This is a genomic window from Nonomuraea sp. NPDC004186 (assembly GCF_053603495.1).
The window spans coordinates 104,391-125,070 of the sequence record NZ_JBSGFQ010000026.1; the positions used below are offsets into that span (position 1 = coordinate 104,391).

At 69.5% G+C, this 20,680-nt stretch carries 22 protein-coding genes; 6 read left to right on the plus strand and 16 right to left on the minus strand.

Going from position 1 to position 20,680, the window contains the following annotated elements; all coding sequences use genetic code 11:
* Nucleotides 1-399 precede the first annotated feature (399 nt).
* The 14 genes from ACWEPL_RS22235 to ACWEPL_RS22300 form a co-directional block, all read right to left on the minus strand.
* On the minus strand, nucleotides 400-1,497 hold the full coding sequence (locus ACWEPL_RS22235; RefSeq protein WP_363969191.1) for an FUSC family protein: 1,098 nt from the start codon (nucleotides 1,495-1,497) through the stop codon (nucleotides 400-402).
* A gap of 358 nt (nucleotides 1,498-1,855) precedes the next feature.
* The gene (locus ACWEPL_RS22240; protein WP_452437330.1) at nucleotides 1,856-1,978 is read right to left on the minus strand and encodes a hypothetical protein; all 123 of its coding nucleotides are present in this window, start codon (nucleotides 1,976-1,978) and stop codon (nucleotides 1,856-1,858) included.
* Between the two features lie 110 nt (nucleotides 1,979-2,088).
* Entirely contained in the window at nucleotides 2,089-2,478 is a 390-nt protein-coding gene (locus ACWEPL_RS22245; protein ID WP_452437331.1) for a M48 family metalloprotease, read from the minus strand.
* Nucleotides 2,475-2,924: a DUF1931 family protein gene (locus ACWEPL_RS22250; RefSeq protein ID WP_363969197.1), complete on the minus strand. Its 450-nt coding sequence runs from the start codon at nucleotides 2,922-2,924 to the stop codon at nucleotides 2,475-2,477. The genes ACWEPL_RS22245 and ACWEPL_RS22250 overlap by 4 nt, the downstream gene beginning before the upstream one ends.
* Before the next feature lie 5 nt (nucleotides 2,925-2,929).
* Nucleotides 2,930-4,594: an FAD-dependent oxidoreductase gene (locus ACWEPL_RS22255; RefSeq protein ID WP_452437332.1), complete on the minus strand. Its 1,665-nt coding sequence runs from the start codon at nucleotides 4,592-4,594 to the stop codon at nucleotides 2,930-2,932.
* Entirely contained in the window at nucleotides 4,591-5,022 is a 432-nt protein-coding gene (gene trxA / locus ACWEPL_RS22260; protein ID WP_363969201.1) for a thioredoxin, read from the minus strand. The genes ACWEPL_RS22255 and trxA overlap by 4 nt, the downstream gene beginning before the upstream one ends.
* Before the next feature lies 1 nt (nucleotide 5,023).
* On the minus strand, nucleotides 5,024-7,627 hold the full coding sequence (gene clpB, locus ACWEPL_RS22265; RefSeq protein WP_452437339.1) for an ATP-dependent chaperone ClpB: 2,604 nt from the start codon (nucleotides 7,625-7,627) through the stop codon (nucleotides 5,024-5,026).
* Between the two features lie 24 nt (nucleotides 7,628-7,651).
* The gene (locus ACWEPL_RS22270; RefSeq protein WP_344985676.1) at nucleotides 7,652-7,942 is read right to left on the minus strand and encodes a chaperone modulator CbpM; all 291 of its coding nucleotides are present in this window, start codon (nucleotides 7,940-7,942) and stop codon (nucleotides 7,652-7,654) included.
* On the minus strand, nucleotides 7,939-8,877 hold the full coding sequence (locus ACWEPL_RS22275) for a DnaJ C-terminal domain-containing protein (protein ID WP_363969205.1): 939 nt from the start codon (nucleotides 8,875-8,877) through the stop codon (nucleotides 7,939-7,941). Before ACWEPL_RS22275 ends, ACWEPL_RS22270 begins: the two co-directional genes overlap by 4 nt.
* Nucleotides 8,877-9,380 carry a nucleotide exchange factor GrpE gene (locus ACWEPL_RS22280; protein WP_363969207.1) on the minus strand — a complete coding sequence of 168 codons (504 nt, stop codon included), beginning with the start codon at nucleotides 9,378-9,380 and terminating at the stop codon, nucleotides 8,877-8,879. Before ACWEPL_RS22280 ends, ACWEPL_RS22275 begins: the two co-directional genes overlap by 1 nt.
* A 1-nt stretch (nucleotide 9,381) precedes the next feature.
* On the minus strand, nucleotides 9,382-11,274 hold the full coding sequence (gene dnaK, locus ACWEPL_RS22285; RefSeq protein ID WP_363969208.1) for a molecular chaperone DnaK: 1,893 nt from the start codon (nucleotides 11,272-11,274) through the stop codon (nucleotides 9,382-9,384).
* 19 nt (nucleotides 11,275-11,293) lie between these two features.
* Entirely contained in the window at nucleotides 11,294-11,767 is a 474-nt protein-coding gene (locus tag ACWEPL_RS22290) for a general stress protein (protein ID WP_452437333.1), read from the minus strand.
* 19 nt (nucleotides 11,768-11,786) lie between these two features.
* Nucleotides 11,787-12,248 (minus strand): Hsp20/alpha crystallin family protein, encoded by a 462-nt coding sequence (locus tag ACWEPL_RS22295; RefSeq protein ID WP_363969212.1) that lies wholly within the window; start codon nucleotides 12,246-12,248, stop codon nucleotides 11,787-11,789.
* 47 nt (nucleotides 12,249-12,295) lie between these two features.
* Nucleotides 12,296-14,938 carry an AAA family ATPase gene (locus ACWEPL_RS22300; protein ID WP_452437334.1) on the minus strand — a complete coding sequence of 881 codons (2,643 nt, stop codon included), beginning with the start codon at nucleotides 14,936-14,938 and terminating at the stop codon, nucleotides 12,296-12,298.
* A 170-nt stretch (nucleotides 14,939-15,108) separates the two neighbouring features.
* On the opposite strand from ACWEPL_RS22300, the gene ACWEPL_RS22305 reads away from it, so the two are divergent.
* The 4 genes from ACWEPL_RS22305 (at nucleotide 15,109) to ACWEPL_RS22320 (ending at nucleotide 18,155) form a co-directional block, all read left to right on the plus strand.
* A complete protein-coding gene (locus ACWEPL_RS22305; RefSeq protein ID WP_350740539.1) occupies nucleotides 15,109-15,537 on the plus strand; it encodes a DUF2267 domain-containing protein in 429 nt (142 codons plus the stop codon).
* 117 nt (nucleotides 15,538-15,654) lie between these two features.
* Entirely contained in the window at nucleotides 15,655-16,269 is a 615-nt protein-coding gene (locus ACWEPL_RS22310) for a DUF1345 domain-containing protein (RefSeq protein WP_452437335.1), read from the plus strand.
* A 39-nt stretch (nucleotides 16,270-16,308) separates the two neighbouring features.
* A complete protein-coding gene (locus tag ACWEPL_RS22315; protein ID WP_363969220.1) occupies nucleotides 16,309-17,358 on the plus strand; it encodes a hypothetical protein in 1,050 nt (349 codons plus the stop codon).
* A 65-nt stretch (nucleotides 17,359-17,423) separates the two neighbouring features.
* Nucleotides 17,424-18,155 (plus strand): SDR family oxidoreductase, encoded by a 732-nt coding sequence (locus ACWEPL_RS22320; protein ID WP_452437336.1) that lies wholly within the window; start codon nucleotides 17,424-17,426, stop codon nucleotides 18,153-18,155.
* Here ACWEPL_RS22320 and ACWEPL_RS22325 read toward each other — a convergent pair.
* Nucleotides 18,094-18,342: a transposase gene (locus tag ACWEPL_RS22325; RefSeq protein WP_363969226.1), complete on the minus strand. Its 249-nt coding sequence runs from the start codon at nucleotides 18,340-18,342 to the stop codon at nucleotides 18,094-18,096. The two genes, ACWEPL_RS22320 and ACWEPL_RS22325, sit on opposite strands and share 62 nt — an antisense overlap.
* Nucleotides 18,343-18,965: 623 nt before the next feature.
* Between ACWEPL_RS22325 and ACWEPL_RS22330 the strand changes: the two genes are divergently transcribed.
* On the plus strand, nucleotides 18,966-19,097 hold the full coding sequence (locus ACWEPL_RS22330) for a hypothetical protein (RefSeq protein ID WP_452437337.1): 132 nt from the start codon (nucleotides 18,966-18,968) through the stop codon (nucleotides 19,095-19,097).
* 575 nt (nucleotides 19,098-19,672) lie between these two features.
* On the opposite strand, the gene ACWEPL_RS22335 is transcribed toward ACWEPL_RS22330, so the two are convergent.
* The gene (locus tag ACWEPL_RS22335; RefSeq protein ID WP_452437338.1) at nucleotides 19,673-19,933 is read right to left on the minus strand and encodes a hypothetical protein; all 261 of its coding nucleotides are present in this window, start codon (nucleotides 19,931-19,933) and stop codon (nucleotides 19,673-19,675) included.
* A gap of 353 nt (nucleotides 19,934-20,286) precedes the next feature.
* Between ACWEPL_RS22335 and ACWEPL_RS22340 the strand changes: the two genes are divergently transcribed.
* Nucleotides 20,287-20,556: a hypothetical protein gene (locus ACWEPL_RS22340; RefSeq protein WP_363969230.1), complete on the plus strand. Its 270-nt coding sequence runs from the start codon at nucleotides 20,287-20,289 to the stop codon at nucleotides 20,554-20,556.
* Nucleotides 20,557-20,680: the final 124 nt, after the last annotated feature.

A 20,680-nucleotide genomic window follows, 5' to 3' on the forward strand; every position in this document is an offset into this window, starting at 1 on the left:
CCGCGCCGCCTACGGGCTGCCGCGGGCATGCCGGGATCGGTGGCAGGGGCCGGAGGGGCCGAAATCGCGTAGCGCGGGTCGAGTCAGGTCGGCGACGGTGCAACATCGGCAACACACTCCCGGGACGGGAATTCCCCTTCTGGGCGTCACCATCCGACCCGGATCGACAAACACGCAGTCAAAGCGCTGTCAGGCATCATGTGCCCTCAGCCCGGCTCGCTACACCTTGGGCTTCCCCTCTTAGCGTGGAGACCGAACCGGAAGAGGTTTGGTCGTGGCAGCAGTCACGCGAGGCCGCGCTGCGCATGCCAAGGTGTCACACTTGATCCATTCCTCAGGTCAAGCGCCGCGGCGTACAGACCGACAACACCCCCGGTGAACCTGCTGGACTGCGGAAGGTCAGTGTCGCCGACGTGACGAGAGCCGGGCCGCTTGGTCACGGGCGCGTGGGGGGATGGCCTTGCGATGTGGCCCGTCGTCGGGATCGACCTCATGTCGCAGTTGGACGCAGTCGTCGAGCAGCGCGCCGTACAACGTCCAGAGGGGTGAATGCGGATCGATCTTCGCCATCTGCTTGCGGGCGGCGCGTTCGAGGCGCTCGCCTTCCGCTACGGCGGCGCGCAGGCGGATCAGGTCCTCGCCGCTGCCAGGGGCGACCAGCAGGTGCTCGAAACAGGCGTAGGCCTTCCCGATCGCATCCAGCAGGTCGGCGAAGACCCGGGGAAAGCTGCCGGTCTCGCGCTGTCCTGGCAGGCCGCGAACCCCGGCAGCCAGGTCGGCGAGGGCACGGGCGACGCCGCGCAGTTGAAGACAGGCGTGCTCCAGGCATAGGACAGCCTGCATGATGCGGCGTAGGCGCTGGCGGGTTCGCGCCCGACGCAGGGTGAAACGCAGGGACTCGGTGGCTCGTTCAGCGCTCTCGTGGGCCGAACGCAGCCTGACGGACATACGTCTGGCGCGGGCCAGCCATTTCTGCGCCTGGTGCGCGGTCCAGGACTGCCTGACGCCTTCCGCCAGGTCGGAGCAAAGGTCGGCGAGATCATCGGCGAGGTCGGCCAGGTCCTTGGCGGCCCGGCCCACGTGACGGGGCGGGATCATCAGTGTGAGCGTGGCTCCGACGAACGCGCCGATGACGATGTCGAGCAGCCGCGCCATGCCGTACTCGCGGCCCAGGGCGAACACGAGTAGAGCGGTGATGGGCGCCTGTGTGTTCTGCCACGGTATGCCGACTGTTCTGCTGACCACCAGCGCGACCGTGACCAGGACGGCCATGGTGGCGGCGCTGGTGCCGAACACCTGTACGAAGCCGATAGCAGCCGCCAGTCCGACCAGCACCGCGACGGTCTGCTGGATGGCATGAACCACGGTGCTGTAGGCGGTCGCCGTCACCGAAAGCAGCACGCCGGTGGGAGCGAGCACCGGCTGAGATGAGCCGATCAGTTCGGTGGAGATCCACCATGCCACCAGGCACCCGACGATGACCGTCACCGTCGGCATCAGCAACTGCCTCTCACGCCGCACCCAGCGGCGTAGCCCACGCCGCCCCCATTGACCTGAGCCGGGGACTCGGTCACCCCACCTGTCCAGCCATCGCCTCGCGGCGGGCAATGCCATCACCGCACCCCCAGACGTGGTGCCCCGCCTGGCGGCTTCCGGTCGTCTTTCACCTCTTACCGTGAAGCTGCCCGCGTTGGGTAGCGGGCGCTCCGTTCTCGAGCAGCATTTTGCCCTAAGCAGGCCCTTCGACGACACAGCGGCCGCCGCCGCAACGCTGCCGCGTCGTCGAGCGAATAAAGCGGCTGTGCGTTCTTCGGCGCGCCCGGCACGTTGTGCCCGTTGGGGCAGCACCCCCTACTTAGCGGCGTAGGTCTTTGCTCATCCCGGCCGTAGCCACCTGGTAGAGCAGGGGTTGAAAGGTCGAGTACGGGTTGTGGTCGATCAGCGTGACCAGCGCGCCCGCCTTGGCCAGCGTTCGCACTGCGGCCAGCCCGGCGAAACCCGCCCCCTCGACGTACGGGTCCAGCGCACGCTCGCTGTCGCCGACCTTGTCCTCACCCTGAGGAATTACCCGCCGGCCCCGACCCCAGATCAGCGGCGGTAACCGGCCATGGCCTCCAGCCGTGCGATCCGGCCGGCGATGGGTGGGTGGGTGGAGAAGAGCCTCCCGATGCCCCCGCCACGGAACGGGTTGGCGATCACGAGGTGCGAGGTCGAGGAGAGCCGGCCGGTCATCGCGGCCGCCACCGGCCCGAGGATCATCATCAGGAGGGCCCCGAGGAAGCCGGGACCCTCGTCATCGTCTCCCCCGCCGAAGAACCCGGCCAGGTGTGACCATCGTGGCCAGGGCCCCGCCACGGAGGAGATCAGAATGTCGCGGTTGTAGACGTGCGACAGTTCGTGCCCGAGGACCGCGCGCAGCTCGCGTTCGTTCATCCTCCCTGCGAGCAGAGGCACCAGCAACGCGCCGAATCTCGTCATAGCAGTAGGTCGAAGACACGGATTGTGCGTGTCCACTCCTTGCTCGCCGGGTTCTTGCGGTCAGGCTCTATGGTTCTGATCGCCCTGGCGAGGGCCACGGAGAGCCCACCCGCCACAGCCGGTAGCCGGGCCTCGGCTTCTTCGCTGAGCGACAGATCCAGCGGAGGCAGCGCCGCGAGGTCCGCCAGGATCGATGCCAGGTCCAGTTCCTCGTCCAGGTCCCGGAAGTCGTGCATGCTCTCCTGCAGTCCCTTGGTGATGGGCAGATCCCAGAACTCGATGATGTCGCGCCTGTTCGACTTCGCCGCGGCCTCGGCGACGACGAGCATGTCGTACAGCTTCCGGTTGATGAAGTCGCTGTAGCGCTTGAGATCGGATTTGTCCACGTCTAGTCCCGCGGCGGCGCGGAAGAAGTGCTCGAACCTGGAAACCGCGATCACTGGCATCTGGATCACCGTCCTTGCTGTCGATGCCCTGTCATGGTGAACCTTTCGTGCAGCAGGCGTACGGCCATCGCACCCTCCCCCACCGCGGACGCGACCCGTTTGACCGACCCGCTGCGAACGTCCCCTACGGCGAACACGCCCGGCCGCCCGGCCTCCAGCGGAAGGGCCTCCCAGTGCGACGAGCCGTTTCCCGTGATGACGAAGCCCCGGTCGTCCAGCGGGACGGCGCCCGCCAGCCAGCCGGTGTGCGGATCCGCGCCGATGAACACGAACATCGCGTTGGTCTCGATCTCGATGAACTGCCCCGTCTGGTTGTTCTGGGCGCGGACGGCCCGCAGGGAGCCGTCGCCGAGGAGTTCGCGTACCTCGGTACGGAACATGATTTCGATGCCAGGCGTCCGGCCGATCGCGTCGGTGAGGTAGCGGGACATGCTCTCGCTGAGGTCGCCGCCGCGGACGAGCATGCGCACCGACGAGGCGTTCCTGGACAGGTACAGTGCCGCCTGGCCCGCGGAGTTGCCGCCGCCGACGATGACCACCGGCGCCTGCCGGCACATGCGCAGCTCGAACGGCGTCGCCGCGTAGTAGACGCCGCACCCTTCGTACTTCTCCAGGTCGGGAACGTCGAGTTTGCGGTAGCGGGCGCCGGTGGCGATGAGCACGGCGTGGCCCTGCACGGCGGGCCCGCCCTCGACGAGCACGCTGTAGTGGCCGTCGTCGGCCTCCAGCCCGCTCGCCTCGGCCGGTACGGTCAGCCGGGCTCCGAACTTGGCCGCCTGGATGACGGCGCGTTCGGCGAGCTCGGCGCCCGAGATGCCCGACGGGAAGCCGAGGTAGTTGTCGATGCGGGAGGAGGTGCTCGCCTGGCCGCCCGCGGCGACCGCGTCGAGCACGACCGTGGTCAGGCCCTCCGAGGCTCCGTACACGCTCGCGGCCAGGCCGGCGGGGCCCGCGCCCACGACGATCAGGTCGCACACGCCGTCGCCGGGCCGCGGGGCGGGCAGGCCGATGGTCTTGGCCAGCGTGGCGGCGGTCGGGTTGCGCAGCACCTGGTCTCCGCGCCAGATCACGATCGGCGTGTCCTGCGGGGAGATGCCGAGCTGGCGCAGCAGCGCCTCCGCCTCCTCGTCCTCCTCCAGGTCGATCCACCGGTGCGGGAGCCTGTTGCGGGCGGCGAACTCGCGCAGCCGGCGGGCGTCGGGCGAGTAGCGGGAGCCGATGATGCGGAACCCGGCGTCCATGCCGATCAGCAGGGTGCGGCGGGTCAGGTAGGCCCGCAGGACGAGGTCTCCGAACGCCGGGTCACCGGCCACCATCGTGCGCACCTGGTCGGCCGGAACAGCCAGGATCTCGCCGGGCTCCCGCACGACGGCGGTCAGGAATCCGGCCTGGCCGGTGAGGAGGCCGAGCTCGCCGAGAAAGCGTCCGGGGCCGTGGACGGCGATCGTCCGCTCCTCCTCGCCGCCGTACCCCTCGACCGTGGCCACCTTGCCCCGCAGGATAACGATGAACTCCCGGGCCGGCTCACCCTCCCGGTAGAGCACGTCGCCGGGCGACACGGTTCTGCGCTCGCCGCATTTCGACAGCTCGGCGACGCGCCGCTCGTCCAGACGGGGATAGGCCCCATGCAGGTCCGGTGTCTCGGACAGGGAGGCCGCGGACTCCATCATGACGGTGTCCTCAACGTCCCCTCGACCCATTCGCGGAGCTGGGCCGGCGGGGCCCCGCCCGCGCGTTGTGCCACGACGCGGCCTTCGTTGAGCATCATGAGCGTCGGGACGGCCGTGATCGTGAAGCGCTGCGAGAGGGCCGGGGCCCGGTCCACATCGACCTTGACGAGCTTCACCCGTCCGGCCATCTCGTGGGCGAGTTGTTCGAGCGCGGGCGTGACCGCCCGGCACGGCGCGCACCACTGCGCCCAGAAGTCGACGAGTACGGGGAGGTGCACCCGTTCCGCGACCTCCGCGAAGGTGTCGTCGCCGGCGTCGGCGATCCACGGCAGCGGCCGGTGACAGTTCCCGCAGCGGGGCCGGCCCTCGGCCGCGGCCGGAACCCTGTTCTGCCTCCCGCAGTTCACGCAGGTCACGACGGTGTGCATGTCAGCTCCTCGGCGAGTGGAAGGTGACGTTGAGTTCCCCCTTGTCGGCGCCGACCGTGATGGTCGAGCCGTCGGGGACGTCGCCGGCCAGCAGGGCGCGGCCGATCCTGGTCTCGACCTCGCGGGCGATGAAGCGGCGCAGCGGCCTGGCGCCGTAGACGGGGTCGTACCCCTGGTTGGCGATGAGCTTGCGCGCGTCCTCGGTGACCTCCAGCGTGAGCCGCCGCTCGGCCAGGCGCTCCCTGATGTCGTTGAACATCAGCTCGACGATCCGCTCGATCTCCGCCTCGGTCAGCGGCTTGAACAGCACGACGTCGTCGATCCTGTTGAGGAACTCGGGGCGGAAGTGCCGGCGCAGTTCCGCCATCACCCCGTCGTGGGCCTCGGGCTTGATCTCGCCGTCGGGGGTGATCCCGTCGAGCAGGTGGTGCGAGCCGATGTTCGAGGTCATGATGATCACGGTGTTGCGGAAGTTGACCGTGCGGCCCTGCGCGTCGGTCAGCCGGCCGTCGTCGAGGACCTGCAGCAGCGTGTTGAAGACGTCCGCGTGGGCCTTCTCGATCTCGTCGAACAACACCACCGAGTACGGCTTGCGCCGCACCGCCTCCGTGAGCTGCCCGCCCTCCTCGTAGCCGACGTAGCCGGGAGGGGCGCCGACGAGGCGGCTGACCGTGTGGCGTTCCTGGTACTCGCTCATGTCGATGCGGACCATGTTGTCCTCGGTGTCGAACAGGGCCGCCGCGAGTGACCTGGCCAGCTCGGTCTTGCCGACCCCGGTCGGCCCGAGGAAGAGGAACGACCCGATGGGGCGACGGGGATCCTTGATGCCGGAGCGGGCGCGGATGATGGCGTCGGCCACCAGTCGCACGGCCTCCTCCTGCCCGACGACCCGCTCGTGCAGGATCTGGTCGAGCTTGAGCAGCTTGTCCCGCTCGGCCTCCTGCAGCCGGGACACGGGAATGCCGGTCCAGCGCGAGACGATGTCCGCGATCTCGTTCTCGGTCACCACCTCGCGCAGCAGCCGCTGCCCGTGCTGCCGGCTGCTCAGCCGCTCCTCCTCGGCGCGCAGCCGGCGCTCCAGCTCGGGTAGCTTGCCGTGGCGAAGCTCGGCGGCACGGTTGAGGTCGTAGTCGCGTTCGGCCTGCTCGGCCTCCCGCCGTACGTGCTCGATCTCCTGCCGCAGGCTCTGGACCTTGCGCAGGGCCGAGCGCTCGGCCTCCCACTGCGCCCGCATCGCGTCGGCCTCGGAACGCAGGGCGGAGAGCTCCGTGCGCAACTCGGCGAGCCTGGCCCGGCTGGCCGGGTCCTCCTCCTTCTCCAGGGCGGCCTCCTCGATCTCCAGCCGCCGCACCCGCCTGGTCAGGGCGTCCAGCTCGGCCGGCATGGAGTCGATCTCGGTCCTGATCATCGCGCACGCCTCGTCGACCAGGTCGATCGCCTTGTCGGGCAGGAACCGGTCGGAGATGTAACGGTGGCTCAGCGTCACCGCGGCGACGAGAGCGCTGTCCTGGATCTTCACGCCGTGGAAGACCTCCAGCCGCTCGCGCAGGCCGCGCAGGATCGAGATGGTGTCCTCGACCGAGGGCTCGTCGATCAGCACCGGCTGGAACCTGCGCTCCAGGGCGGCGTCCTTCTCGATGTGCAGGCGATACTCCTCGACCGTGGTCGCGCCGATCATGTGCAGCTCGCCGCGGGCCAGCATCGGCTTGAGCATGTTGCCCGCGTCCATGGCTCCCTCGGTCGCCCCGGCTCCCACCACCGTGTGCATCTCGTCCACGAACAGCAGGATTCGGCCCTCCGCCGCCTTCACCTCGTTCAGCACGGCCTTGAGGCGTTCCTCGAACTCCCCGCGGTACTTGGCGCCCGCCACGAGCGCGCCCATGTCCAGGTTGAAGACGGTCTTGTCGTGCAGCCCCTCGGGGACGTCGCCGTTGGCGATGCGCTGGGCGAGCCCTTCGACGACGGCCGTCTTGCCGACGCCGGGGTCGCCGATCAGCACCGGGTTGTTCTTGGTCTTGCGGGAGAGGATCTGGATCACCCGCCGGATCTCCGTGTCGCGGCCGATCACCGGGTCGAGCTTGTCCGCCCGAGCGTCGGCGACCAGGTCGCGTCCGTACTTCTCCAGCGCCTCGTACGCGACCTCGGGCATGGCCGAGGTGACGCGCTGGTGACCGCGTACGGAGGTGAGCGCCTCCAGGAACCGGTCCCTGGTCAGCCCCTGCTCGTGCAGCAGCCGACCGGACACGGTCGTGGGTCCTTCCTCGATCAGGGCCAGCAGCAGGTGCTCGACAGAGATGTACTCGTCCTTCAGCCGGCTCGCCTCCCGGTCGGCGGCGTCGAGCAGCCGCGACAGGCGCTGGGTGACGAACACCTGGCCCGGCGCCGCGCCCGGCCCGCTGACCTTGGGCCGCCGCGACAACTCGGCCTCCAGGTCGGCGTGCAGGCGCCGCGGATCGGCTCCGGCCTGCTCCACCAGCTTGGGTGCCAGACCTTCCGGCTGGTCGAGCAGGGCCATCAGGAGATGCTCGCCGTCGACCTCGGTGTGGCCGAAGCGCAGGGCCTTGGTCTGGGCGTCGTGCAGGGCTTCCTGCGACTTCTGCGTCATCCTGTTCGGGTCCACTCCAGCCCCCTAGCGTCGTGAGAGGCCGCGCAGGGCGGCCTCCAGCTCCTCGATCCGGTCGAGGAGATCGATCACCACGCCGATCGCGGCGTAGTTGATGGACAGTCCCTCGTGCAGCCGCTGGATCCGGGCCGCGGTTGCCACCTGGGAGGGGGCGAAGCACAACTCCCCCCTGGCGTTCCTGGTCGGCTCCAGCAGGCCGAGCGTCACCAGCCGGCGCACGGCCTGCGGGTGCAGGCCCGTGGCCCGCGCGTAGGAGTCCAGGTCGAGCCGGATCGGGCGGACGATCGCGTACGTCATGAACGCCCCCTCGGGTCGAAGTGAGAGACGGCGGCGAGCTGCTCGAACAGGCGCCGCTCCTCGTCCGTGAGCCTGGCCGGCACCATGATCCGGACCTCGGCGAAGAAGTCGCCGGGCGCTCCGCGCGGATTTGGCATACCGCGGCCCTTCAACCGCAGGCGGCGGCCCGAGGACGTGCCCGGCGGCACCTTCACCTTCGCCTCGCCGCCCGGGGTGTCCACCGCGACCGTGGCGCCCAGCGCCGCCTCCCACGGAGCGAGAGGCAGCGAGGCGTGGATGTCGCGGCCCTCCACGCGGTAGCGGGGATGGGGGGCGATTCGCGTGATCAGGAGGAGGTCGCCGGCCGGCGCTCCGTCGCTTCCATGCCCGCCCTGGCCGGCCAGCCTGATCCGCTGACCGTTGGTGACCCCGGGCGGGATGTTGACCTCCAGTCGCCTCCCGCCGGGTAGCGTGATGGTGCGCCGCCCGCCGTGGTAGGCCTCCTCAACGGAAAGCGTCAGCTCCGCCTCCTGGTCGGCACCGGGCACGGGGCCCCAGTGCCGTCTGCCCCGGCCGCCGAACATGCCGCCGAGCAGGTCCTCCAGGTCGACTCCCTCGCCGAAGCCGAAGTCCCCGGGCCGGGCCTGGCGCCACTGGCCGCCCGCGCCGGCCCGCGCGCCGGCGCCCGCACGGGCGCGGGCCCACTCGGCGGGGTCCACATCGGGCGGCACCTGGCGGAAATCGTGCCCGAACGCGTCGTAGCGGCGGCGCGTCTCGGGATCGGAGAGCACGGAGTACGCCTCCGAGATCTCCTTGAACTTGTCCTCGGCGCCGGGATCCTTGTTGACATCAGGGTGATAGGCGCGCACGAGCTTGCGGTAGGCCCGCTGGATCTCGTCGGCTTCGGCGTTCCTGTCCACGCCGAGCACCTCGTAGTAGTCGCGCCGTGGGGCCATCACTCCACCTTCTTCGCGACGGCCACGATCGCCGGCCTGAGCTGCCGCTCGGCATCGCCGTAGCCGGGACGGAGCACCTCCACCACAGTGCCCGGGTCGGCATCGGCCCGCTCGACGGTGGCCACCGCCTCGTGGCGGGCGGGATCGAAGGGCACGCCCGCCTCGTCATGGCGGGGGTAGCCGAGCTTGGCCAGGAGGGCGACAGCCTGGTCACGCACGGCCCGTATCCCGTCGAGTACCGCGTCCGCGCCGCCGTCGCCCGCGTGGCTCAGCGCGAGCTCCAGGTTGTCCAGGATGGGCAGCCACTCGGCCGCCACCCTTGCCCGTTCCTCCGCCCTGATCCGCTCGGCGTCGCGGGCGATGCGCTTGCGCAGGTTGTCCAGGTCGGCGACGGCACGCAGCCAGCGGTCCTCCAGCTCCGCGAGCTTCGCGTCGGTCTCCGCGGGCGAGATGGCTTCCTCACCCTGCGCGCCGGCCTGGGCCTGGGGTGTGTGCTCGTTCATGTCACTCGGGCTCCGACGTCGTGAACTCGGCGTCGATCACGTCCTCCTCACCGCCAGGGGCACCTTCCGTCCTGTCCTGCGGCGGCACGCTGGGCCCGCCGCCCGCGGCGGCTCCGAGGCTGTGATAGACCTGCTGCAGCTCGCCGCTGAGTGTGCGCAGCCGGTCGATCGGCGCCTCTTCCTTGATCGCCTGCCGGGCCTCCTCCACGAGCTGCCCGGCCCTCGCCTTCTCGTGCACGGGAACCGCGTCGCCCAGCTCCTCCAGCCGGCGCTCCACCTGGTACGCGACCGAGTCCAGCTCGTTGCGCGCGTCGATGGTCTCGCGGAGCCTGACGTCCTCCGTACGGTGCCGCTCGGCGTCGGCGACCATCCGCTCGATCTCCGACTTGTCCAGGTTGGAGCTCTCGCTGATGGTGATCCGCTGCTCGGCGCCGGTGTCCTTGTCCCGTGCCGAGACGTTGAGTATGCCGTTGGCGTCGATGTCGAAGGTGACCTCGATCTGCGGCACCCCCCGCGGCGCGGGCCGGATGTTCTCCAGCCGGAAGCGCCCGAGCACCCGGTTGTCGGCGGCGCGCTCACGCTCGCCCTGCAGGATGACGATGTCGACGGCGTTCTGGTTGTCCTCGGCCGTGCTGAAGACCTCGGTACGGCGCGCGGGAATGGTCGTGTTGCGCTCGATCACCTTGGTCATGAGCCCGCCGAGCGTCTCGACGCCCAGCGACAGAGGCGTGACGTCGAGCAGGACGACGTCCTGCACCTCGCCCTTGATGATCCCCGCCTGGACAGCCGCGCCGATCGCGACGACCTCGTCCGGGTTCACCGTCATGTTGGGCTCCTTGCCCTCGGTGAGCCGGCGCACGAGATTCTGCACGGCGGGCATCCGGGTCGCCCCGCCGACGAGGATCACTTCGTCGACGTCCGCGGGCCTGAGCTTCGCGTCCTCCATCGCCTGCTTGACGGGGGCGATGCAACGCTCGACCAGGTCGGCGGTGATCTGCTCGAACGTGGAGCGCATGAGCGTGGTGTTGAGGTGCTTCGGCCCCGAGGCGTCCGCCGTGATGAACGGCAGGCTGATCGTGGTCTGGGTGACCTCCGAGAGCTCCACCTTGGCCTTCTCGGCCGCCTCGAAGAGTCGCTGCAGGGCCTGCGGGTCGTTGCGCAGGTCGATGCCCTGGTCCCGCTGGAACTCGTCGGCCAGGTGGTCGACGATCCTGCGGTCGAAGTCGTCGCCGCCGAGGTGGCCATCGCCGGAGGTCGCGCGGACCTCGACCACGCCTTCGCCGATATCCAGGATGCTGACGTCGAAGGTGCCGCCGCCCAGGTCGAACACCAGCACGGTCTCGTTCGTCTTCTTGTCCAGCCCGTACGCGAGCGCCGCCGCCGTCGGCTCGTTGATGATCCGCAGGACCTCGAGCCCCGCGATCCGCCCCGCATCCTTGGTCGCCTGGCGCTGGGCGTCATTGAAGTACGCCGGAACGGTGATGACCGCCTCGGTCACCTTCTCACCGAGGTATTTCGCCGCATCGGCGGCCAGCTTCCGCAGGACGAGGCCGGAGACCTCCTCCGGCGCGTACTGCTTGTCGCCGACCTGGAAGCGCACGGCTCCCTGGGGTCCCTCGACCACGTCGAAGGAGACCGCGTGGATCTCGCTCTTGACCTCGTCGAAGCGGCGGCCGATGAATCGTTTCGAGGAATAGATCGTTCCCTTCGGGTTCAGTATGGCCTGGCGGCGGGCCATCTGGCCTACCAGCCGTTCGCCCTGATCGGTGAAGGCCACCACGGACGGCGTCGTCCGCGAACCCTCCGCGTTGGGCAACACCGTGGGATGGCCGTCCACCGTGGCGGCGATCACCGAGTTCGTGGTGCCGAGATCGATGCCGACTGCTTTCGCCATTACTCGCTCCCTCGTACTGCTATCCACTCATCGCCCGGAGCAGCTCATGGGCCCTGGCCGCGTGTTCCGAATCGACGAGAACCTCGTACTTGTCGGCCACGAGGGTGCTGTCGGAGACGAAGTCCCGCCGGCCGCCCTGGAGGGCGTGCGAGACCAGCCCGAAGATCGCTCCCGCTACCACGCCCCACACCAGCCCCCAGAGCACCAGAGGCAACGCTGCCGCGGCCGTGACCGAGAAGATCGCCAGGAACAGACCGATGAGCAGCCCGAACCAGGCTCCGGCGGCCGCGCCCCATGTGGCCGCGCGCAGAAGGGTCATCCGCGCGAGAACCCGCTCCACCGAGCGCAGCCCGGCGCCGACGATCAATGTCCCCTGCACGGGGAATCCATGGTCGGCCAGGTAGTCGACGACTTTCTGCGCCTCCTCGTAGCTGCGGTAGCTCCCGATCGGTTCCCGGTTGGCGGTGGCGGGGCCTGACGACGCGACGGGCACGACTCCTCCTCTCCCCGCCTCAGGCGGAAACCTCGATGTGCTTGGGCTTGGCGGCCTCTGCCTTGGGCACGGTGATGGTCAGCACACCGTCGGACAGGTGAGCCTCCACGCGGTCGGCGTCGACGTCTCCTGGGAGCGTCGTGCGCAGCTCGAACTGGCCGGTCCTGCGCATCTTGCGGTGCCGGCGCTGACGCTCCTGCTCCTCGACCTGCCCGGTGACGATCAGCTCGCGCTCGGACAGCTGGACGTCGATCTGGTCCTTGCGCGCTCCGGGGACATCGATCTCCACGACGTAGGAGTCTTCAGTCTCCGACACGTCCGCCATGGGCACCCAAGCCCCCATGCCGCCATCGCCGGGAAGAGCGCCCAGAGCCTCGCCCAGAGCCGCGTTCATGAGCTGTCCGAGCCTGTCGTAGGTGTCTTCGATCTCGCGGGCGGGGAACATCTCGCCGCCCCTGCGACGTACTGCGAGCAGCGCCATCTGGACCTCCTGGATGGGTTCCTGAATAGGCCGAAAAATGTGACGACCTACATTTCCGAACCTGGCCCAGGCGTCTCGCGGGCACATCCCCCAGCTGAGTAGTCATCGCCGCGACTCCGTACGCCGCGGCCGCCGCCGGGCAAGGCCTCCCTCGACTGCTCCGCCGCGAGCCGCGCGAGCTCGACCCGGGATCTGATGCTCAGCTTGCGGAAGACGTGCCTCAGGTGGAACGCGACCGTGTGCACACTGATGAACATCTGTTCGGCTATCTGCGGGTTGGTCCATCCGTCCGCCGCAAGCAACGAGATGGCGTGCTCGGTCTCGGTCAGGCTGTCCCAGCCGGAGACCGGGCGTTCGGCGTAGCTCCAGTGGCGGTGGCGTACCCCCATTCCGCGCAGTCTCTGGCGGATGCGCGCGGAGTCCCGCAGGGCACCGATGTCGTGATACAGGCCCAAGGCGCGGTCCAGGCTCTCGGCTGCCGCCACGCGCTGCCCGGCGGTGGAGAGCAGCATGCCGAGATCCTCCTCGGCGGAGGCCCGCGCCCACACGTCCTCGGTCTGCCCGGCGGCCAGGGCCAGCGCGTCGCGATCCCCGTCGAGCAGGCCCCTGGCATGCGCCGCGGCGGCGGCAAGCGTGGGAAACTCATGGTTGGCCCGGCCGAGGGCCTCGGCGGCGGCCACCACGTGCTCGGCCGCCGCCCGGTCGCCGGCGGCCAGGGCGAGCCGGACCATCCAGGGGCCGGCGGCGGGCTCCATGCTGAGCAGCAGCGGGCGGGGCAGCTCTGCGAGCAGGGGCATAGCGCTGCGCGGCCCGTCTCGTGCCTCCGCGAGCTGCGCGGACAGCAAGGCGTGCCGGAAGCGAGCCTCGGCCGTGCCCCCGGGCTGTTCCGCGACGTGATGCGCCACCCCCTGCAGGTCGCCGCGCCGCAGCGCGACTGCGGCGAGCACGGCGCGGGCCGCCGCAGCCGACAGCGGCGTGATGAGCGCACCGGCCAGGTCCAGGGCCCTGTTCGCCTGGGTGACCGCGTCATCGAAACGGCCCGCGAGCAGCTCCAGGCGGGCCTCCAGCGCCGCGGCGTCCGCCGCCCAGGCCAGATGACCGTGGCCGAACATGTCCTTGCGTGCCTGGCGGAGCATCGTCCGTGCCTCGTCCAGCCGGTGGATGTCGACGAGCACGGCGACGGTGGCCAGGCAGGCCTCGTAGCGGCGGTCCTCGGGCGCGGCGGCGGCGGCCAGCCGTCCGGCGCTCTCCGCCAGGGCCAGCGCGGCCGTGAGCCTGCCCTCGTGCCGCTCGGCGGTGGCCAGGGCGACCAGCGCGGCGGTCCTGGCCGCGGGACCGTATCGATCCGTTCCGTCGATGACCTCCTGCGCGAACGGCCGCGAGCCGGCGTCCTCCCGCAGGCGCACCGTGGCGTACAGATGCACGAGGGTCGCCCGCTCGCGTACGTGGCGGGGGAGGCCCGGCACCGCCAGCACCGTCTCGGCCTCGCGGATCGCCTCCTCGCCCCGGCCCGTCAGGTACATGGTGTCCGCGAGCAGGCAGCGCAGTTCGGCCACCCCGTACACGGAGCCGTGCTCGGCGAGGCGGCCACGCACCATCTGCTCGGCCTCGTCCAGCCGGCCACTGGCGACCGCCGCGTCTATGTCGGAGGAGGCCGGGCCGGTGAGCAGGCCGGCCGACCCCGGCCGCTCAGAGCCCATGAGAACGCCGGACTGGTCGAGCAGGGTCTGCCGCACCGATGAGGGGATGCCCGCGGCGACGACGTTCCCGACGAGTTCGTGACGGAAGGTGAGGCCGTGCTCGCTCACGAGGAGGATGCCCGCGGCCGTGGCCTCCTCCGTCATCGGGAGCAGCGCGGCGGGCGTGGTGTCCAGCAGCGACGCGGCGTGCTCCAGCGACAACGAACGGCCCAGCACTGCGATCGTCTCCATCAGGCTCCTGGCCTCCGCGCTCAGCGTGTCGATCCAGCGCCGCACCACCATCCGCAGCCGGTCGGGCATGTGGGCCCGCGCCGCGTCCCCCAGCAGCCCTTCCTCGCGCAGCCCCGCGAACAGCTCGGTGATCAGCAGCGGATTGCCTCCGGCGGCCGCCGCCAGCGCCCGCGTCGCCGGGTCCGGCGACCGCCCGAGCGTGTCCTGCGTCAGCGCCGCGACCGCGTCCGGTGACAGCGGCGCGAGCGTCACTCTGTCGGCCCCCTCCCGCTCCAGGATGTCGAACAGCGACACGGCCTGGCCCCCGTCCAGCACTGTCGAGCGGCTCATCATCCAGCCGATGGGCCAGTTGGCCAGCCGGTCGTGCAGGCTGTGCAACGTCCTCAGCGTCACCGGGTCCGCCCGTTGCAGGTCGTCGAGCGCGGCCAGCACCGGTGACGTGGCCAGCTGCTCGAACCCTGCCCGCAGCCGCTCCAGGACCGGCGGACCGAAACGGGCGGCGGTGTCGCCCGCTTCCGGCTCAGAGCGCAGATCGAGGGCCTCCAGCAACATGCCGCACGGGGCGACCTCGCCCAGCTCCTCCACCCTGCCGTGGACAACCCCGATGCCGCGTTCAGAGGCCTCGGCGACGGCTTCGGCCAGCAGCCGGCTCTTCCCCGATCCGGGTTCTCCGTCCACCAGCAGCGTCCCGCCCGCACCTCGCAGCAACACCCGCAGCAGGCCATCGACCTGACGCCACTCCCGATCGCGTCCCCGCATGCTGTCCCCCCATGGCCGCCTGCCACGACGGGGAACGGTGAATCCCAAGCCCGCCAAGATCTTTCACACCCGCGGGGGACCACTACCCGGCTGGGGGATGTGATCTCCCGTCCGCCGCGCCGAGCCTTGAGCCGAGGCATGCCCGAGGATGTAAGGAAGGGGTGAAGGAGATGGCGGAGACCGGTTATGCGCCGTTCAACCGTACGGTCGACAAAACGAACCGCGTGCTGCGAGAGATCGAGGAGGCGCACGGCTGGACTCCCGAGCACCGCAACCAGTCCTACGCCGCCCTGCGCGCCGTGCTGCACGCCCTGCGCGACCGGCTGACCGTGGACGAGAGCGCCCACCTCGCTGCCCAGTTGCCGCTGCTGATCCGCGGGGTCTACTACGACGGCTGGCGGCCGAGCACCGTGCCGGTCAAGGCCGATCGCGAGGAGTTCCTCCACCGCGTCTGCGGCGAACTGGCCTTCGACCTCCAGGAGAGCGAGGAGGACCTGGTCAAGAAGGTTTTGCAAGCGCTCAGGAAGCACATTACCGCTGGCGAGTGGGAGGACGTGAAGTCCACCATGCCGAAGGATTTGGCCTCGATCCTGCCCTGATCGCCGGCCTGAACTCCGATCGGCGACTCCATCGGACGGGGTACCTTGGCTGCAGGGGCTCGTTGGGATGTTGGAGCGGTGAGGTCTGGGTCCAGGGGACGCGCGGGGAAGCGCGTCATGTCGGTGAGGCGCGTGCTGACGTCTCTGGGGGCCGGGGTCGTCATGGCGGCCGGTGCCTGGCGGCTGGGGGTCCCGGAGTTGTCGCCGCTGCTCGGCTGGGGTGTGGCCGCGACGGTGGGCCTGGTCTGGGTGTGGCTGATCAGCTGGCCCAAGGATCACCATGACACCAAGCGGTTGGCCCAAGAGGAGGGCGACGCTCGCTCCACCGACACCGGCGTTCTGATCGGCGCGGTGGCCAGCCTGGGGGCGGTCGCGCTCGCCCTGGTCCGCACCGCCAGTCACACCCCGCTGACGACGGCTCTGGTCATCCTGAGCGTGGTGACGGTCGTCGTGTCGTGGGGCCTGGTGAACACGGTGTTCGCCTTCAAGTACGCCAGGCTCTACTACATGGACGAGGACGGCGGCATCGACTTCGGGCAGGAGGATCCGCCGGCGTACAGCGACTTCGCCTACCTCGCGTTCACGATCGGCGTGACCTTCGGCGTCACCGACAACCGTGTGGTCAGCACGCATATCCGCAAGGTCGCCCTCGCTCACGCCCTGCTGTCCTACTTCTTCAGCACCGGCATCCTGGCCGTGGCCATCAATCTCGTCACCGGCCTGGGCCAGTGACCCCTGGTCAGGGCGATCCGCTCGGGGTAGGGCCTGGACATGCGTATCGCCCTGGTCGCCGATCCTGACCTGCCCACCGAGCTGGCTGTGAGGGTGGCGCGCGACCTGCCCGGCCGGTTGCGGGAGCGGCTCGGCCCGGGCTTCGACTGGCAGGTGTGCGCGTACACCGCTCCCCTGGCGGCGGAAGAGCAGGTCGACATCTCGGCCATGCTCACCGCTGTCCGTCCGCACCTGCCCGAGTCCGGCTGGGACGTCGGGATATTCCTCACCGACCTCCCTCGCCGGCTGGGCCTGGACGCGGTGAGCGCGGAGGTCAGCACCGGCGACCGCGTCGCCCTGCTGTCGTTGCCCGCCCTCGGCACCTTTCACCTGGTCGGCCGGACCTTGGAGGCCGTGGTCAACGTCGTCGGCCTGCTAGTCCTCCCGCCCACCGGCCGTGACCGCCTCCCTGCGATCGGCCGTAGGGTGGAAGGAGACACCGAGCCCGGCCGGGTCGTCCCCGATCGCTACGTCATGCCCGGCCTGCGCGGGCGGGCGCGCCTACTCGCCGGCATGGTGCGGGCCAACCGCCCATGGCGGCTGTTCACCTCGTTGTCACGGGCGCTGGCGGGCGTGTTCGCCACCGCCGCGTTCGGCGTGATCAACGACACCGCCTGGAAGCTCTCCACCGCGCTGGACACCTGGCGGCAGTCGCTGATCATGGTGCTGTCCATCCTCGCTCTCGCCGCATGGATCATCGTCGACCACGAGTTGTGGGAGCGTCCCGACGGCAGGGTGCCCAAGGCCCGTGCCCACCTCTACAACACCGTCACCCTGATCACCATCACACTGGGCGTGCTCTGCCTTTACGCGGTGCTGTTCGTGGTTCTCACCGGGGTCGGCGCGCTCGTGCTGGTCCCCGCCCCGCTCTCGGAGACGCTGAACCATCGACCGGGCGTCACCGACTACCTGGCGCTGGCCTGGTTCCTGACCTCCAGCGCGATGGTGGGCGGCGCCTTCGGCTCCGGGCTCGAGGACGACGGGACCGTTCGCAAAGCGGCCTACGGCCAGCGTCAGCGCGACCGGCTCGCAGAACAACAGAACGTCTGACCACTCGGCCGAAGTCGCCGCCTGGGCCGGAGCGGGTGCCCGCGACCAGAGCGCATGGGTGTCCCGTGCCAAAACTCGCCGACGCCGCCGCCATGGCCGGGGCGGTCGAGCACACCGTGCAGACGTTGGGGAGGCTCGACGTGGTGGTGGCCAGCGCGGGCGTGGCCCGCGCGGGAGGCATCGACGCTCTCCCCGCCGAGGAGATTGACCGGATGATCGACGTGAACGTGCGCGGGGTCTTGCACACCATCCGGGCCGCCCTGCCCCACCTTGGCGACGGCGGGCGCATCGTGACGATCGGCAGCGTGAACGCCGCGCGGGCACCCTTCGCCGGGGCCGCTGCCTATGGCATGACCAAGGCGGCCGTCGCCGGCCTGGTGCGCGGCCTGGCCAGGGATTTGGGGCCGCGCGGCATCACCGTGAACAACGTGCAACCCGGCCCCACGGCCAACGACAGCATGAGCGCCGACGGTCCCGCCGCCCAGGCCATGACCACATGGCTGGCACTGCCCAGGATCGGCACGCCGGAAGAGGTCTCCGCCCTGGTCTCCCACCTCGTCGGGCCAGAGGGCGCCTTCATCACCGGCGCTACCCTCGCCATCGATGGCGGCTTCACCGCCTCCTCGAGAGTCGCGGCGGATCGCCGCGTACAACTCGACCTTGGACTTGGGCTGCACCAACACCGCTTCATCCCGCGAAGACATCAATGCTTCCACCGCAAGCCCTCGGGTGCTGTTACTTCTCAGCGACATCGACTTCAAGCAGGAAGCCCGCGCGGCCGAACATCTGGCGTTTGAGCATCTTGATGCGGTTGACGTGGCCTTCCACCGGGCCGGAACTCCAGGGCAGGGTCAGGCCGGCGGTGACGGCGTCGAGGTCGCGCTCGAGGCCGCTTGCGAAGGCGTGAAGCGCGGGCAGGTCTTCGGCTTTCACCGCCGTGAGCCAGCCGGGAAGGTCGTGGCCTCGCCGTTGGGTGAGCATCATGGCGAAAGAGCGGACGTGCTTGAGGAGCGCGGCCGGTTCCGGGCAGCGGTCCAGGACGGTCTTGGTGGTCGCTGAGCGCGCCGTAGCTGCCGCGGTAGCCCAGCGTGGTGATCTCTTTCAGCAGGCGGGTGGCATTGCGTTCGCCCTTTTGCCAGCGCTGGTGCAGGTAGGGCTTGAAGGCGTCGAGGCTGCTGGGCTTGGTGGTCCACTGGCCCCACAACAGTTCCTCGGGCGTGGCGGCGTGGGCGTAGCGGATCACGGTGCGGTCGGTCATGCCGAGTTGCCGGGCGATGGAGCACAGGCTGTGCCCGGCCGCCTTCAACTCATGGATTCTGGCGTGCTTGGCACGGGTGCGGTCAGCGAACCGCGTTGAACCTTTGCCGGTGGTGCGCGGCGCTGCCGATGCTTGCCCGGGCTGCTCGCAAATGTCGGCCTGAGGGTCTGGTGAGCAGGAGCGATGCCGGGAGACCGACCGTTCCACGGCTTGGATCAGGTTGTGCCACAGGTGCCGGCGATCGGCACATTGCCTCGCCTGGGGCGCGCGGCCGTTGCCCCGGCGCAGGGCGAAGTCGTCCACGCCCACCGCGGTGAGCCGGCCGATCTCGGGATCCGGCAGGGCGTGGATGAGCCGGATCAGCGTGGAGCGGCTGGCTGCCAAACCCAGCATGGACGCCAGCCGCGCTCCGGCACGTCCGGCCAACGCCAGGGCGATGGCCTCCAGCGCGGCGCGCCGCAGCGGGGTACGCCGGCCCTAGCCGGTCAGCCGCTTGGAGGTCTGCCAGGCACGTCAGGCAAGTAGGGAGCCGCGCCTGCCCCGCCGGTGGGCGTCGAGAGGTCCATCAACCGCATGAGAAGACCCCGCTGGATCCGCCAGTGGGGTGGTGCTCGAAGCAGGGCTGCAAAAGAACGCCAAGGGCGGCTGGTCTGATGGCCCGCGGACCCGATGGATGATGCCAGAGTGGCGTGCTTTGAGAAGTTCGTGGAGGAACTACTCGACTTCCTGCTGACGCGACTGGATGAGGCCGGGTTTGAGCGACTCATCGCCCATGAGCCCCGGCGAATGTGTGCCCCTTTTATCTTCTCGGGCGGCGGCCGTGTGGAGCAGCGAGGAATGTGGTTCACGGGGTGCCGAGCTTGCTCGCAGATCCCCTCAGGAGGGTTCGGCGGGGACATCAAGGTCGAAGCATGGCCATGCTTTCATGTTCGGTCTCTGACGCTGCAGTTCGCCGACGACCCAGACTTCTGCCAGGGGTGGAGACCTGAGCATGCGCTATTCGCATCGGGAAGGCCCATCCGCCAGGAAGACGACTAAGTGCTGAAGACACGACTCTCAGGCCAGGAGTCCCAGGGTTTCGGGCGCTTCTATGACGGTCAACTGCCGCTCGGGGTCGGCTTCCTGGTGCGCGAACTTGCTGATCAGGTCGGCGAGGGCTTGCCGGTCCTGTCCGGGGAGGCGCTGCAGGAGAGCGATCACGGGCTCCAGTACCTCCATCGTGGCCTCAGGCCCGATGACGTCGTCGTCGCTGAGATCAAACCAGATGACGATCTCCGTGAGCGCTTTGGCGAGGGCGCGTTCGAGCGTGGTCTTCATGGGCTCTTGGCCGGTCGTTGGAGGTTGTGATGCTGGCTCTCCTGCCGAGTACGACCGACCAGGCAATGTCCCTGGCGTCCGGCGATGCCCCGGGCGACCCACCCCTTGAGGGCAACTCCACATTATTGCGATCCAGAAAACGAAAACCTTATTACGGTTATCGGATAGCTTTCGAGAGAGGGCGCACTAAAATGCCCCGCAGCCAACCATGGAAATGCGCTAAACGCATGCGCATCAATATTTCCCTCGCGTTCACCCGAAGTTCTCGCGGCAGGGGTCGGGTCGCGGCGATAATCCTTGATGGCAACGCTTTTGTGAGTCCACGAAAGCACGTACCGAATTTGGAGATTTACATGAAGAAGTTCCTGGCGCTCGCGGGCGTGAGCGCCGCCCTGGCGGCCGGTCTCCTCGCGACCGCACCCGCTCACGCGGCGACGGCAAACGCTACTTCGCCCAGCGCGATGTCGCCCTTCCGTTACTACGACACCTTCTACGGGCCGAATCCTTGGTGGTCATGCTCGCAGCGGGGAAATCTCGGGCTGCAGAGAGGTGAGTGGTATGACTATGACTGCAGGCCTGGCACCAGCTGGGTGGATCTTTATATCCAGGTAAGTCCCAACTAATTAGTCCAGCGAGCGAGCAGCCCCTCTAACCTCGATCTTTCGCGATCAAGGTGTGGTCGGCTGAGCGGTCCAGCTGAGGGTTGAATTGCGTGCTGTGGTCAGCGCGCTGGCCCGGCTGTCGCGC